The organism is Streptomyces recifensis (assembly GCF_002154615.1).
Taxonomy (GTDB): Bacteria; Actinomycetota; Actinomycetes; order Streptomycetales; family Streptomycetaceae; genus Streptomyces; species Streptomyces griseoluteus.
On the sequence record NZ_MUNH01000722.1, the window covers coordinates 1 to 1,684 of the forward strand.

The 1,684-nt window shown below is 69.8% G+C and carries 1 protein-coding gene; it reads left to right on the top strand.

What is annotated here, in order from left to right:
- Positions 1 to 1,684 (top strand): glycogen debranching protein GlgX (gene glgX, locus CCN33_RS28865; protein WP_086696328.1); only part of this gene is annotated, 1,684 nt, incomplete at both ends.

The window sequence follows — 1,684 nt, forward strand, 5'->3', positions numbered from 1 at the left end:
TTCGACTGGGGCGACGACCGCCCGCCGGGGCACCCCTACTCCGAGTCCGTCATCTACGAGACCCATGTGCGCGGCCTGACCCGGACCCACCCGGACGTGCCGGAGCGGCTGCGCGGCACCTACGCAGGGCTGGCCCACCCCGCGGTCACCGGGCATCTGACCTCGCTCGGCGTCACCGCGGTGGAGCTGATGCCGGTCCACCAGTTCGCGCAGGACGGTGTGCTGCGCGACCGGGGGCTGTCCAACTACTGGGGCTACAACACCATCGGCTTCTTCGCCCCGCACAACGCCTACGCCGCTCTCGGCTCGCGCGGCCAGCAGGTCAACGAGTTCAAGGCCATGGTCAAGGCGATGCACGCGGCCGGCCTCGAAGTCATCCTCGACGTGGTCTACAACCACACCGCCGAGGGCAACGAGATGGGCCCCACCCTCTCCTTCCGGGGCATCGACAACGCCTCGTACTACCGCCTGGTCGACGGTGACTGGGCGCACTACTACGACACCACGGGCACCGGCAACAGCCTGCTGATGCGGCACCCCTACGTGCTGCAGCTCATCATGGACTCGCTGCGGTACTGGGTGACCGAGATGCATGTCGACGGGTTCCGCTTCGACCTCGCGGCGACCCTGGCCCGGCAGTTCCACGAGGTGGACCGGCTGTCGGCGTTCTTCGACCTCATCCAGCAGGACCCGGTGATCAGCCGGGTCAAGCTCATCGCCGAGCCCTGGGACCTGGGGGAGGGCGGCTACCAGGTCGGCAACTTCCCCCAGCTCTGGTCGGAGTGGAACGGCAAGTACCGGGACGCCGTACGGGACTTCTGGCGGGCCGAGCCCGGTTCGCTGGGCGAGTTCGCGTCCCGGCTCACCGGTTCCTCCGACCTCTACCAGGCCAGCCGGCGCCGGCCGCGGGCCAGCGTCAACTTCGTCACGGCGCACGACGGTTTCACCCTGCGCGACCTCGTGTCGTACAACGACAAGCACAACGAGGCCAACGGTGAGGGCAACCGGGACGGCGAGAGCGACAACCGGTCCTGGAACTGCGGGGTGGAGGGCGACACCGACGACCCGGCCGTGCTCGAACTGCGGGCCCGCCAGCAGCGCAACCTGCTGGCCACCCTGCTGCTGAGCCAGGGCATCCCGATGCTCGGCCACGGCGACGAACTCGGCCGGACCCAGCGCGGCAACAACAACGCCTACTGCCAGGACAACGAGATCTCCTGGATCGACTGGGACCTCACCGACGAGCAGCGCGCCCTCGTCGACTTCACCCGGCGCCTGATCGGCCTGCGCGCCGAGCACCCCGTGCTGCGCCGGCGCCGCTTCTTCCGCGGCGAGACCGAGACCCGGAAAAAGCAGCCGCTGCCCGACCTGATCTGGCTGCGGCCCGACGCGCGTGAGATGACCGACCAGGACTGGCGGCGCGGTGACGCGCACTCGGTGGGCGTCTTCCTCAACGGCGACGCCATCGCCGAGCGGGACGCCTACGGAGGCCGGGTCGTCGACGACTCCTTCCTGCTGTTGCTGAACGGCTTCTGGGAGCCCGTCGACTTCCGGCTGCCCGCCGCGTCGTACGGCGAGCGCTGGACGACCCTGATCGACACCGCCGACCCCGAGGGTGTGCCCGACGAGCGGGAGCGCAAGGCGGGTACCCGGCTGCGGGTCGAGTCGCGGAGCCTGGTCCTGC